We start from the raw sequence: 12,444 nt of genomic DNA, 5'->3' as shown, positions 1-12,444 counted from the left end.
CGACGGATCGTCGCTACGGCCTACTCACGGTCTCACTGGTCGCGGAAGCGCACGATCTTGACGAACTCGTCGGCGTCCAGCGAGGCACCGCCGACCAGGGCGCCGTCGACGTCGGGCTTGGCCATGATCTCGGCGACGTTGCCGGACTTGACGGAGCCGCCGTACTGGATGCGGACCTGGTCGGCCAGTTCCTGGGTGTACAGCTCGGCGAGCTTGCCGCGGATGGCCTGGCAGACCTCCTGGGCGTCGTCGGCGCCGCAGACCTTGCCGGTGCCGATGGCCCAGACGGGCTCGTAGGCGACGACGATCGACTCGGCCTGCTCGGCCGGGACGTCCTTGAGGCCGCCGACGACCTGGGAGAGCGTGTGGGCGATGTGGTTGCCCACCTCCCGGATCTCCAGTTCCTCGCCGACGCACAGGATCGGGGTGAGGCCATGCTTGTAGGCGGCCTTGACCTTGGCGTTGACGACGTCGTCGGTCTCGGCGTGGTACTGGCGGCGCTCGGAGTGGCCGACGGCCACGTAGGTGCACTTCAGCTTGGCCAGCATCGCTCCGGAGATCTCGCCGGTGTAGGCGCCGGAGTCGTGCGCCGAGATGTCCTGGGCGCCGTACTTGATCTTGAGCTTGTCGCCGTCGACCAGGGTCTGCACGGAGCGCAGGTCGGTGAAGGGCGGCAGGACGGCGACCTCGACGGCCTCGTAGTCCTTGTCCGCGAGGGCGAAGGCGAGCTTCTGGACGTGGGCGATGGCCTCAAGGTGGTTGAGGTTCATCTTCCAGTTGCCCGCCATGATCGGCGTGCGCGTGCTCATAAAGGTTCAGTCCTCCAGTGCGGCGAGGCCGGGGAGCGTCTTGCCCTCTAGGTATTCGAGGGAGGCGCCGCCGCCGGTCGAGATGTGGCCGAATGCCGTCTCGTCGAAGCCCAGGATGCGGACGGCGGCGGCGGAGTCGCCACCGCCGACGACGGTGAAGGCCTGGGAGTCGACGAGGGCCTGGGCGACCGCCTTGGTGCCCTCGGCGTAGTCGGGGTGCTCGAAGACGCCCATCGGGCCGTTCCAGAAGATGGTGGCCGCGTCGGCGAGCTTCGAGGCGTACAGGGCACCGGTCTCGGGACCGATGTCGAGACCCATGTGGTCGGCCGGGATGGCGTCCGCGGCGACGGTGACGGGGTGGGAGGGGGCCTTCGTCTTCAGGTCCGGGAAGGCGGTCGCGGCCACGACGTCGACGGGGACGACGAGTTCGACGCCGTTCTTCGCGGCGCGCTCGACGTACTCGGTGACGGCGGGCAGCTGGTCGTCCTGGACCAGGGAGGCGCCGATCTCGTAGCCCTGGGCCTTGAGGAAGGTGAAGGCCATGCCGCCGCCGATGAGGATGCGGTCGGCCTTGCCGAGGAGCTGGTCGATGACGGCGAGCTTGTCGGAGACCTTGGAGCCGCCGAGGGCGACGACGTAGGGCCGCTTGACGTCCTCGGTGAGCTTCTTCAGGACGCCGACCTCGGTGGCGATGAGGTAGCCGGCGTAGTGCGGCAGGCGGGCCGGGAGGTCGTACACGGAGGCGTGCTTGCGGTGCACGGCGCCGAAACCGTCGCCTACGTAGACGTCGGCCAGGGCGGCGAGCTGGTCGGCGAACTCGCCGCGCTCGACGTCGTCCTTGGCGGTCTCGCCCGCGTTGAAGCGCAGGTTCTCGATGACCGCGACCTGGCCGGGCTCCAGGCCGCGCACCGCGTCGTGGGCGGCGGGGCCGATCGTGTCCTGGGCGAACGCGACGGGCGCGCCGAGGAGTTCGGCGAGCCGCTCGGCGGGCTGGAGGAGGGAGAAGGCCGCGTCCGGGGCGCCCTTGGGGCGGCCCAGGTGCGAGGCGACGATCACCTTGGCGCCCGCCTCGACGAGGGCCTTGATCGTGGGCAGTACGGCGCGGATGCGGCCGTCGTCGGTGATGAGGCCGTCGGCCAGCGGAACGTTGAGGTCGGCGCGGACGAAGACCCGCTTGCCGTCCACGCCTTCGGCGAGAAGTTCGTCGATCGTCTTCATGAATGGGGCTCCTAGGGAAGGCTTTTCAAGCTCTTCGGGCTCTTCGGATCCGAGAGGGCTGATCGATCACTACGTGGCGCAGGGCCCGGACAGCGCGGCGTGCGCTGCCCGGGCCCTGGCTCACATCGAGTTGCCTGCTCCGGGGGTCAGAGCTGGCCGCCGACGAAGACCGTGAGGTCGACGAGGCGGTTGGAGTAGCCCCACTCGTTGTCGTACCAGCCGAGGATCTTCACCGACGTGCCGTCCTGGACCATGGTCAGGAGGGAGTCGAAGGTGCAGGAGGCCTGGTCGCCGACGATGTCCGAGGAGACGATCGGGTCCTCGGTGTACGTCAGGTAGCCCTTGAGGTCGCCGTCCTCGGAGGCCTTCTTGAACGCGGCGTTGACCTCGTCCTTGGTGACCTCGCGCTGGAGCTGGACGACGAGGTCGGTGGCCGAGCCGGTCGGGACCGGGACGCGCATCGCGATGCCGTCGAGCTTGCCCTTGAGCTGCGGGAGGACCAGGGCGGTGGCCTTGGCGGCACCGGTGGTGGTCGGGATGATGTTCTCGGCGGCGGCACGCGCGCGGCGCAGGTCCGAGTGCGGGAAGTCCAGGATGCGCTGGTCGTTCGTGTACGCGTGCACCGTGGTCATCAGGCCCTTGACGATGCCGAAGTTCTCGTCGAGAACCTTGGCCATCGGCGCCACGCAGTTGGTGGTGCAGGAGGCGTTCGAGATGACGTGGTGCTGGGCCGCGTCGTACTTGTCCTGGTTGACGCCCATCACGATGGTGATGTCCTCGTCCTTGGCCGGAGCCGAGATGAGGACCTTCTTGGCGCCGCCGGCGATGTGCTTCTCGGCGTCGGCCTTCTTCGTGAAGATGCCGGTCGACTCGATGACGATGTCGACGCCCAGCTCGCCCCACGGGATGTCGGCGGGGTTGCGCTCGGACAGGACCTTGATCGTGTGCCCGTCGACGGTGATCGTGTCGGCGGTGTGCGACACCTCGGCCTGAAGGCGGCCCAGGATGGTGTCGTACTTGAGCAGGTGAGCGGTGGTCGCGGTGTCACCCAGGTCGTTGACAGCCACGATCTCGATGTCAGCACCCTGCTTCAGCAGCGCGCGGAAGTAGTTACGACCGATGCGGCCAAAGCCGTTGATGCCTACGCGGATCGTCACGAACCGATCTCCTCGTTGGTACGCCGGCTCAGTGCCGGCGAGTTGTATGGGATGTCCCCGACCGCCTACGACCCTACCTCCCTGAGCCCCCCGTGGTGACATCGAGATGCCCCATACACCGCAGGGCGGTCCGTACCCGCCAGTAGGGGTACGGACCGCCCTTGATGTTCATGACATCGTCACACCGCGTCAGCTCTTCAGGGCCGCGAGTGCCTTCTTGAGCAGGGCCGCGCGGTCGGTCGCCGAGGTGACCTGTTCCAGGCCGAAGCCCAGCAGCACGGTGCGGTCGGTGGTGATCGCGCCGTACGTCTGGAAGAGGGCTCCGGTGCGCGTCCAGTCCTTCAGGACCGCCGGGCTGCCCGGGGGCGGTCCGGTCACGCTCCAGGCGCCCAGGGAGGTCTCGAAGCCCTCGGTCTGGGTGGCGGTGCCGCCCACGACGAGCGAGGCGTCGTCGGCGAGGACGCCGTGGCCGCCGGAGCCCGGGTCGGTGATGTAGCTGAGCGACACCTCGACGGACTTGCCGGCGTAGGCGCTCAGGTCGAAGTCGACCTGCTGCCAGCCGTTGGAGGCGCCGGTGAAGCTGTTCCACGAACCGGTGGAGCCGGTCGCGGTGCAGCCGGTGGTGGCGAACGTCAGGTAGTGCTTGAGCCACGGGTGTTCGGCGACGAGGAACCCGGCCTCGCACTCCGAGGGCAGCGCGGTGCTGGTGGCGCCGCCCGCCTCCGGGAGCGTGGTCCAGTCGTCGGCGCCGGTGGTGTGGATCTCGACAACGGCGTGGTCGTAGCCGGGCTCGGTGTCCCACAGCAACTCGCTGCGCAGCGTGGGCTTGTCGGCCGCGCTCACCCCGGTGAGGTCGATGGTGCGGGTGAGGCGCTTGTAGGCGTCGTCGGTGTGGACGGCGGCGGCCATGTAGGAGCCCGCGAAGGGCCCGTACGGGTTGACGGTCCCGGCGAACTGGCCCGCGCCGGCACTCGCGAACTGCGGGTAGGTAGCCGGGGACAGCGAGTCGGAGGTGACGCTGTAACTGCCCGCCCGGTCCAGCGGGTTGCCGGGCGCGCCGCTGAGGGCGCCCGTGAAGCCGGTCAGCTTGCCGGAGCCGTTGAAGCCGGTGGCCCCGGGGAGGGACGTACGGGAGTAGGCGCCCAGGTAGTACTGGCTGAAGTCGTTCGAGGGGGTGCCGTCGGCGAGGGCGACGGAGCCGCCGGCCTGTTCGCCGGCCTCGATCAGCTTGCCGCCCTCGTTGAGGAAGGCGCGCAGCTGGAGCTGGGTGTCGTTGCCGGGGCCCGCGGGACCGGAGTAGTGGACGACCGTCTTGAAGTGGTCGAGCACGGCGAGCGCGTCGGGCGCGCCCTGTGTGGCGACGTCCCAGACGACCGTCTTACGGCCGTTGGCCTTCAGCGCGTCGACGTAGGCCTGTGTCTGGGTGGCGGCGGCGCCCTCCTCGGCGACCACGAGGGTGTCGGCGGCGGGTCGTTGGGCGACCGTGTACGTGAAGTGGGCGCTGGAGGTGGGCTTCCCGGCCTTCGTCCTGCCGGTGAACCACACCTCGACCTTGTCGCCCGGGTCGCCGCCCTTGACCTTGGCCCGGTACTCGTCGAAGTACAGGTTGTCGTCCCCGCCGTAGGTCTGGCCGCCCTTCCAGGCCTTGAGCGCCGCGCCCTGCGTACGGCCGCCGTCGACGCGGTACTTGAGCTCCTTGTCGCGCACGGACTTCCGTACGACGACGGAGACCGTCTGGTCGGCGCCGCGCGCGTACGACGTCGGGAAGCCGGCCGGGGTGAAGTCGGCGGCGCTCAGGCCGACCGACGAGGTCGGCTGGTCGGGGTGGGCGGCGGTCTCGGCGACGGAGAGCGCGAAGGGGACGTTCTTCGCGAACTCGTCCTGGATCAGCTTCTCGTCGTCCGGGTAGTTGAAGACGGACTGGCAGTCGGCCGCGTTCCAGGCGTCGTTCGGGTCGATGTTCGACGCGGTCTGGCAGGTCGACATCTCGGGGGTGAACATCGACATGCCGTTGACGTTCGACGCGTGGCCGTCCGCCTCGCCGTTGGTCGTGTACAGCTCCGAGGAGACCTGCGAGTGGTATCCGGGGATCGCCGGGTTGTCGGGCGTGCCCGCGAGTGCCTTGTAGAGCACGTCGTCCGGGGTGGGCGTGGCGACCTGCCAGCCGACTCCGTAGAGGAGGAGTTCGGCGGCGGAGTGGTAGTTGACGCCGTAGCTGAAGCCGACGCGCTTCTCGAAGTTGTCGAGTGCCTGCGTCTCGGGCTCGGAGGCGGGGGCCGTGCCGCGGTAGGTCTCGCTCGTCGGGTTCGGGGACGAACCCTCGTCGTCGTAGCCCCACTTGTAGGCGAAGTTGCGGTTGAGGTCGACGCCGTCACCGGTGGAGATGGTGCCGTCGCCGTTGACGTCCCGCAGGTTCTTGCGCCACAGGCGGGTGTCGGAGTCCTTGAAGGTGTAGTCGTAGCCGTCCGGGTTGGCGGAGAGCACGAACCACAGTTCCGTGGAGTCGACGATCTTCTTGACGCGCTTGTCGGTCTTGTAGTTGTCCAGGTAGTAGTGCATCAGCCGGCGGGTCATTTCCGGCGTGATCCACTCGCGCGCGTGCTGGTTGGACACGTACAGCACCGAGGGCTTGGAGCCGTCCTTGGTCTTCTTCGCGTTCTTGGTCAGTTTGAGCGCGAGGATGTCCTGGCCGTCGATCGTCTTGCCGATGGACTCGACCTTGGTGAGACCGGGGTTGGCCTGCCCGGTCCTGACGATCTCCTCCTTCAGGCCGCCGCTTCCGCTGTACGGCCGGAACACGCCCTGGGCCGCGTCCTCGACGCGGGTCTCGGCCTTCGCCGAGAGGGTGTGTTCGGTGAGGTCGACGCCCTGCTTCTCCAGCTTCTGGGCCTGCTGGTCGGTGAGGTAGACCTCGACAGCGGTCTTGCCGGCGGCCGAGAACTTGTTGTCGCCGAGTTCGTGCGCGTCCTGTCCGGCCTTCAGGAGCAGGGGTATCTGCTTCTGGGTGACGTCGGCGTGGAAGACCTTGACCTCGTCGGGGTCGGCCTTCGTGGAACTCCCGCCCTGCGCCTGGGCGATCGGCGCGATGCTCGCCCCGGCGATCAGGAGTGCACCGACAGCGAGGATCGATCTCGCTCTGTGTCTCATGAATCCCCCTAGCAACTGTCCGCCACAGCAGCGAACTGTTGCCAGGCTCATGACACTTCATGATCGAGTCAAGGGGGCGCATCGGGACGGTCAAGCGCCGGGCGGTCCCCCGGACCTGGGGGGGACAGGGACACTCATCCGAGAAAGCGTGACACCCCTCTCGGAAGTGTCACGCTTTCTCAACTCCACATGCCCCCGGCCCGCCCTGAGGCTTCGTCAGCCGACCATGTTGTCGGCCATCTCCTCGGTGATGCTGGACTCCGTGCCCGGGATGCCGAGGTCCTGGGCCCGCTTGTCGGCCATCGCCAGCAGACGGCGGATACGGCCCGCCACGGCGTCCTTCGTCAGCGGCGGGTCGGCCAGCGCGCCCAGCTCCTCCAGGGAGGCCTGCTTGTGGTCCATGCGCAGGCGGCCCGCGGCGGCGAGGTGCTCGGGGACCTCGTCGGCGAGGATCTCCAGCGCGCGCTGGACCCGGGCGCCGGCGGCGACGGCCGCGCGGGCCGAGCGGCGCAGGTTGGCGTCGTCGAAGTTGGCGAGACGGTTCGCCGTGGCGCGCACCTCGCGGCGCATCCGGCGCTCCTCCCAGGCCAGCACCGACTCGTGCGCGCCGAGCCGGGTGAGCAGGGCGCCGATCGCGTCGCCGTCACGGACGACCACCCGGTCCACGCCCCGCACCTCGCGCGCCTTCGCCGCGATCGACAGCCGGCGGGCGGCGCCGACCAGCGCGAGCGCGGCCTCGGGACCCGGGCAGGTCACCTCCAGGGAGGAGGACCGGCCGGGCTCGGTCAGCGAGCCGTGGGCCAGGAACGCCCCTCTCCAGGCCGCCTCCGCGTCACAGGTCGCCCCGGAGACGACCTGCGGCGGCAGCCCCCGGATCGGGCGTCCGCGGCCGTCCACGAGGCCCGTCTGCCGGGCCAGCTGATCGCCGCCCGCGACCACCCGGACGACGTAACGGGAGCCGCGGCGCAGTCCGCCGGGCGCCATCACGATCAGCTCCGAACTGTGGCCGAAGATCTCCAGGATGTCCCGCTTGAGCCGGCGCGCCGCCATCGCGGTGTCCAGCTCCGCCTCGATCACGATGCGCCCGCTCACCAGGTGGAGGCCTCCGGCGAACCGCAGAATGGCGGAGACCTCCGCCTTCCTGCAGCAGGTCCGGGTGACGGGGAGCCGGGAGATCTCATCCTTCACCGCTGCCGTCATCGCCATGGGCCGATCCTTCCATGCATCCGAAAAATACGGTCGTACGCGGCGGCCAACAGCTCCGGATCATGCCTTGGAGTTCCGTCGGTCCGGGCCACCGGCGCCAGCTCGACCGCGGCGTCCAGCCGCTTGGCGGCTTCGGTGAGCGACGCGCGATCGGGCACGGCTGCCTCGTCGGCCAGCACCACGTCCAGGGCGAGTTTAGGGGCGTGTCGTCCCAAAACCTCCAAATGACGCTGCGGGGAGAAGCCATCGGTTTCTCCGGGCTGCGGAGCGAGGTTCAGGGAGAGTACCCGGCGGGCCTTCGTCTCGGTGAGCGCGTCGAGCAGTTCCGGCACCAGAAGATGCGGGATCACCGACGAGAACCAGGAGCCGGGACCGAGCACCACCCAGTCCGCGTCGAGCACGGCGGCGACCGCCTCCGGCACGGCGGGCGGGTCGTGCGGCACCAGGTGCACGGACTGCACCTCACCGGGCGTCAGCGCCACGGTCGCCTGCCCCCGCACGGTGTCGACGTCGTCGGGCCGCGCCGGATCGTGCCCCTTGACCAGGGCCTGCAACTCCAGCGGTACGGCGGACATGGGCAGCACGCGCCCGTGCGCGCCGAGCAGCTTGCCGACCAGGTCGAGGGCCTGCACATGGTCGCCGAGCTGCTCCCACAGGGCGACGATCAGCAGATTGCCGACCGCGTGCTCGTGCAGGTCGCCCTTGGACTGGAAGCGGTGCTGGATGACGCGGGCCCAGGTCTGGCCCCAGTCGTCGTCGCCGCAGAGCGCGGCGAGGGCCTTGCGGAGGTCGCCCGGGGGCAGCACGCCGAGTTCGTCGCGCAGACGTCCGCTGGAGCCGCCGTCGTCGGCCACGGTGACGACGGCGGTGAGGTCGCCGGTGATCCGGCGCAGTGCGGTGAGCGAGGCGGACAGGCCCATGCCGCCGCCGAGAGCGACCACCTTGGGCTGGGTGCCGCGTCGGCGCGGCTTGCCGCCGCGGGCCTCCACGGGCCTGGTGGTACGCCCTTCGGGCACCACTCGGCGCAGCCTGCCGAGCCGTGGACTACGTCCCGTCATTCGCGTCCCATGTCCCGGTGTACGACCACCGTCTCCACGCCCTCGGCCACGAGTCGCGCGGCGAGCTTCTCCGCCGTGGCGACCGAGCGGTGCTTGCCGCCGGTGCAGCCGATCGCGATCGTCACGTACCGCTTGCCCTCACGCCGGTAGCCGGCCGCGATGAGGCGCAGCAGCTCGGCGTACCGGTCGAGGAACTCCTTGGCGCCGGGCTGGTTGAAGACGTACGCCGAGACCTCTTCGTTGAGGCCGTTGAAGGGGCGCAGTTCCGGGATCCAGTGCGGGTTGGGCAGGAAGCGCATGTCGGCGACGAGGTCGGCGTCGACCGGGAGGCCGTACTTGAAGCCGAAGGACATGACGGTGGCCCGCAGTTCGGGCTCCTCCTCGCCGGCGAACTGGGCGTCCATCTTGGCGCGCAGTTCGTGGACGTTGAGGCTGGAGGTGTCGATGACGAGGTCGGCGTCCCCGCGCAGTTCGCGCAGCAGCTCGCGCTCGGCGTCGATGCCGTCGACGATACGGCCGTCGCCCTGGAGGGGGTGGGGGCGGCGCACGGACTCGAAGCGGCGCACCAGGGCGTCGTCGGAGGACTCCAGGAAGACGATCCGCCGGGTGACGTTCTTCGACTCCAGGTCGGCGAGGGACTCGCGGAGGTTGTCGAAGAAGCGTCGGCCGCGTACGTCGACGACGACCGCGATCCGTGCCACGTTGCCCTGGGAGCGGGCGCCGAGCTCCACCATGGTGGGGATCAGGGCGGGCGGGAGGTTGTCGACGACGAACCAGCCGAGGTCCTCAAGGCACTTGGCGGCGGTGGAGCGCCCGGCCCCGGACATGCCGGAGATGATCACCAGCTCGGGGATGGCCGCTTCGGGCACCGCGGGGGTCGTGCTGTCCGTGCTCACCTGTGCTCCGTCGTCCTGGACCTGTGGCTGCGAAGCCTGATCCTCGCCCGGTTCCTTGTGCGTCCGATCTCGGTCCGCTGTGGGCTGCTTCTCTTGTTCGCTCATGTCTCCTGCCCCCGTCGCTCGTCCGGGGCTCCCGCGGGTACGGGCTCCCCTGGGACGCCCGCCGTCGTCTCGGGTGTCCCGTCTTCCATGTCATCCATGATCTCTCCAGTCGCCGTGTTGACGGCGGGTGCGGCCGGGGCCGCCTGGGCGAGGGCCACCGCGATGGTCTCGGCGGTCTTGCGACCTATGCCGGGAACCTCGCAGATCTGGTCGATTGTCGCGGATCGCAGCTTCTTCACCGAACCGAAGTGCTTGATGAGCGCCTGTTTGCGGGTCTCGCCGAGTCCGGGCACGTCGTCCAGGGGGCTCGCCCGGAACCGCTTGGCCCGCTTGGCGCGCTGGTAGGTGATCGCGAAGCGGTGGGCCTCGTCGCGGACCCGCTGGAGGAGGTAGAGGCCCTCACTGGTGCGGGGCAGGACCACGGGGTCGTCCTCGTCGGGCAGCCAGACCTCCTCCAGGCGCTTGGCGAGACCGCACACGGCGATGTCGTCGATGCCCAGCTCGTCGAGGGCCTTCTTGGCGGCGGCGACCTGCGGCTGCCCGCCGTCGACCACCACGAGCTGCGGCGGATAGGCGAACCGCTTGGGACGACCCTCCTCGTCCTTGAGCTCGTCGCCGTCGGCCCACTCCCCCGTCTTCTCCTTCTCGGCGAGATAGCGCCGGAAGCGGCGGGTGATCACCTCGTGCATGGAACGGACGTCGTCCTGGCCCTCGAAGCCCTTGATCTGGAAGCGGCGGTACTCGCTCTTGCGGGACAGCCCGTCCTCGAAGACGACCATCGACGCCACGACGTCGTCGCCCTGGAGGTGCGAGATGTCGTAGCACTCGATCCTGAGGGGGGCGCTGTCCAGGTCGAGGGCCTCGGAGATCTCCTCCAGGGCGCGCGAGCGAGTGGTGAGGTCGGAGGCGCGCTTGGTCTTGTGGAGGATCAAGGACTGCTGGGCGTTGCGCGCGACCGTCTCCATGAGGGACTTCTTGTCGCCGCGCTGCGGGATGCGCAGCGACACGTTCGACCCGCGCCGGTCCGTCAGCCACTGCTGGACCGGCTCCACCGGGTCGGGCAGGGCCGGGACGAGGACCTCCTTGGGGACGGAGTCCCCGGTCTCCTCGCCGTAGAGCTGCTGGAGCGCGTGCTCGACGAGGGCCGCGGTGGTGACGTCCTCGACCTTGTCGGTGACCCAGCCGCGCTGGCCGCGCACGCGTCCGCCGCGGACGTGGAAGATCTGGACGGCCGCCTCCAGCTCGTCCTCGGCGACCGCGATCAGGTCGGCGTCGGTCGCGTCGGCGAGGACGACCGCGCTCTTCTCCATGGCCTTGCGCAGGGCCTCGATGTCGTCGCGCAGGCGGGCCGCCCGCTCGTACTCCATCTCCTCGGCGGCCTCCGTCATCCGCTGCTCCAGGCGGCGGATGTACGTGCCGGTGCGACCGGCCATGAAGTCGCTGAACTCCTCGGCCAGTTCGCGGTGTTCGTCCTCGGAGACGCGGCCGACGCAGGGCGCGGAGCACTTGCCGATGTAGCCGAGCAGACAGGGGCGGCCGGTGCGGGTGGCGTTCTTGAAGACGCCTGCCGAGCAGGTGCGGACAGGGAAGACGCGCAGCAGCAGGTCCACGGTGTCGCGGATCGCCCACGCGTGTCCGTACGGCCCGAAGTAGCGGACGCCCTTCTTCTTGTGACCGCGCATCACCTGCACGCGCGGGTACTCCTCGTTCATCGTCACCGCGAGGTACGGGTAGCTCTTGTCGTCGCGGTACTTGACGTTGAACCGGGGGTCGAACTCCTTGATCCAGGAGTACTCCAGCTGAAGCGCCTCGACCTCCGTGGACACGACCGTCCACTCCACCGACGCGGCCGTGGTGACCATCGTGCGCGTGCGCGGGTGGAGTCCGGCCAGGTCCTGGAAGTAGTTCGCCAGGCGCTGGCGCAGGCTCTTCGCCTTTCCGACGTAGATCACCCGGCGGTGCTCGTCGCGGAACTTGTAGACCCCGGGCGAGTCCGGGATCTCTCCCGGCCTGGGGCGGTAGCTGGAGGGATCGGCCATGTTTCACACCCTACTGGCGCGGAGTGACAGCGCGGCGGGGCTGTGGACAACGCCGGGGCCTGCCCGGCGGAACTCCTGACGGGACTCCGGACGGAACTCCTACCGCGACTCCAGAAAGGTGAGAACCGCCAGGACACGGCGGTGGTCGTCGGCGGCCTCCGGAAGGCGGAGTTTGCCCAGGATGCTGCGGACGTGCTTCTCGACGGTGCCCTCGGTGACCCACAGCCTGCGGCCGATGCCGGCGTTGGAACGGCCCTCCGCCATCAACGCCAGGACCTCGCGCTCGCGGTTGCTGAGGACGGACAGCGGGTCGTCGCGGCGCTGCGCCGAGAACAGTTCGTGCACCAGGGAGGGGTCGACGACCGAGCCGCCCTTGTGGATGCGGTCGAGGGCCTCGATGAAGTCGTCGACGACCGTGACCCGGCTCTTGAGGAGATATCCGATCCGGTGCCCGCCGGCCAGCAGCTCCAGGGCCTCCTCGACCTCGACGTACGCCGAGAGGACGAGGATGCCGGTGCCCGGGTGGCGCTCGCGGATCGTACGGGCCGCCTTGAGGCCCTCGGTGGAGTGGTCCGGGGGCATCCTGATGTCGACGATCGCGAGGTCGGGCCGCTCGGTTTCGACCAGTTCCAGGAGCCGTTCCGCGTCACCGGCCTGGCCGACCACCTCGTAGCCCAGGCGTTCGCACAGGCTCGCCAGGCCCTCTCTGAGCAGGACGTCGTCGTCCGCGAGAACGACCCGTCCCCGCGCGGTCTGCTGCGATGCGTCCATCGTCTCGGCTCCCCCTGCCCGACCGGTGCCGTGCGCCA

9 protein-coding genes are annotated in these 12,444 nt (G+C 69.6%); all 9 read right to left on the bottom strand.

All coding sequences use genetic code 11. The features are described from left to right. Positions 1-32: 32 nt before the first annotated feature. Positions 33-809, bottom strand: coding sequence for a triose-phosphate isomerase (gene tpiA / locus ACWIHT_RS18120; protein ID WP_456169104.1), 777 nt, complete (start codon positions 807-809; stop codon positions 33-35). Positions 810-815: 6 nt separating this feature from the next. After that, on the bottom strand, positions 816-2,027 hold the full coding sequence (locus tag ACWIHT_RS18115) for a phosphoglycerate kinase (protein ID WP_456169103.1): 1,212 nt from the start codon (positions 2,025-2,027) through the stop codon (positions 816-818). Between the two features lie 146 nt (positions 2,028-2,173). Continuing rightward, a complete protein-coding gene (gene gap / locus ACWIHT_RS18110) occupies positions 2,174-3,184 on the bottom strand; it encodes a type I glyceraldehyde-3-phosphate dehydrogenase (RefSeq protein WP_200712138.1) in 1,011 nt (336 codons plus the stop codon). A gap of 189 nt (positions 3,185-3,373) precedes the next feature. Beyond that, the gene (locus ACWIHT_RS18105; RefSeq protein WP_456169102.1) at positions 3,374-6,331 is read right to left on the bottom strand and encodes a M14 family zinc carboxypeptidase; all 2,958 of its coding nucleotides are present in this window, start codon (positions 6,329-6,331) and stop codon (positions 3,374-3,376) included. Between the two features lie 216 nt (positions 6,332-6,547). Continuing rightward, a complete protein-coding gene (whiA, locus tag ACWIHT_RS18100; RefSeq protein ID WP_019067568.1) occupies positions 6,548-7,537 on the bottom strand; it encodes a DNA-binding protein WhiA in 990 nt (329 codons plus the stop codon). After that, on the bottom strand, positions 7,528-8,595 hold the full coding sequence (locus tag ACWIHT_RS18095; protein WP_026178369.1) for a gluconeogenesis factor YvcK family protein: 1,068 nt from the start codon (positions 8,593-8,595) through the stop codon (positions 7,528-7,530). Before ACWIHT_RS18095 ends, whiA begins: the two co-directional genes overlap by 10 nt. Beyond that, on the bottom strand, positions 8,592-9,596 hold the full coding sequence (gene rapZ, locus ACWIHT_RS18090; protein WP_456169101.1) for an RNase adapter RapZ: 1,005 nt from the start codon (positions 9,594-9,596) through the stop codon (positions 8,592-8,594). Before rapZ ends, ACWIHT_RS18095 begins: the two co-directional genes overlap by 4 nt. Continuing rightward, complete coding sequence (gene uvrC / locus ACWIHT_RS18085) at positions 9,593-11,635, bottom strand: excinuclease ABC subunit UvrC (RefSeq protein WP_456169100.1); 2,043 nt, start codon at positions 11,633-11,635, stop codon at positions 9,593-9,595. The genes rapZ and uvrC overlap by 4 nt, the downstream gene beginning before the upstream one ends. A 99-nt stretch (positions 11,636-11,734) precedes the next feature. Continuing rightward, the gene (locus tag ACWIHT_RS18080) at positions 11,735-12,406 is read right to left on the bottom strand and encodes a response regulator transcription factor (RefSeq protein WP_456169099.1); all 672 of its coding nucleotides are present in this window, start codon (positions 12,404-12,406) and stop codon (positions 11,735-11,737) included. Positions 12,407-12,444: the final 38 nt, after the last annotated feature.

It is taken from the genome of Streptomyces sp. NPDC002276, assembly GCF_053891435.1.
Note: the sequence above shows the minus strand (reverse complement) of the source record. Positions and strands in the feature narration are given on the sequence as shown.

Bases quoted from the DNA above. Each gene is read 5' to 3' on its own strand.
- tpiA (WP_456169104.1), bottom strand. From the start codon at position 809: ATGAGCACGCGCACGCCGATCATGGCGGGCAACTGGAAGATGAACCTC.
- ACWIHT_RS18115 (WP_456169103.1), bottom strand. From the start codon at position 2,027: ATGAAGACGATCGACGAACTTCTCGCCGAAGGCGTGGACGGCAAGCGG.
- ACWIHT_RS18105 (WP_456169102.1), bottom strand. From the start codon at position 6,331: ATGAGACACAGAGCGAGATCGATCCTCGCTGTCGGTGCACTCCTGATC.
- whiA (WP_019067568.1), bottom strand. From the start codon at position 7,537: ATGGCGATGACGGCAGCGGTGAAGGATGAGATCTCCCGGCTCCCCGTC.
- ACWIHT_RS18095 (WP_026178369.1), bottom strand. From the start codon at position 8,595: ATGACGGGACGTAGTCCACGGCTCGGCAGGCTGCGCCGAGTGGTGCCC.
- rapZ (WP_456169101.1), bottom strand. From the start codon at position 9,596: ATGAGCGAACAAGAGAAGCAGCCCACAGCGGACCGAGATCGGACGCAC.
- uvrC (WP_456169100.1), bottom strand. From the start codon at position 11,635: ATGGCCGATCCCTCCAGCTACCGCCCCAGGCCGGGAGAGATCCCGGAC.
- ACWIHT_RS18080 (WP_456169099.1), bottom strand. From the start codon at position 12,406: ATGGACGCATCGCAGCAGACCGCGCGGGGACGGGTCGTTCTCGCGGAC.